General features: G+C 30.5%; 1 protein-coding gene. It reads right to left on the bottom strand.

From position 1 onward, the window contains the following. Positions 1-22: 22 nt before the first annotated feature. Positions 23-259 (bottom strand): hypothetical protein (locus SB659_RS19900; protein WP_410551665.1); only part of this gene is annotated, 237 nt, incomplete at its 5' end.

The following is a 259-nucleotide window of genomic DNA, read 5'->3' on the forward strand; positions in this document are numbered from 1 at the left end:
TCCAATATACTTCATGTCTAATTTATTTTATTGTTGTATTAAAAAATGTTCTAAATCGACCATTTCCAAAAACTTGATAGCTACCATCCTCTAATACCCTGACTAAATTAGTAGGCGCAGTTACTGGTGATTTTAAATATCTAGATAATTGATAAGCAACACCATTTCCAAAAACTCCAGTTCTACATGAAATTAATCTAACAGTAGTTCCTTTTTTAAATCCATTTTGAAGCATCGTTTTAGCTAGTTCCTTTGCAGT

It is taken from the genome of Arthrobacter sp. SIMBA_036 (genome assembly GCF_046535135.1).
Classification (GTDB): domain Bacteria; phylum Actinomycetota; class Actinomycetes; order Actinomycetales; family Micrococcaceae; genus Arthrobacter.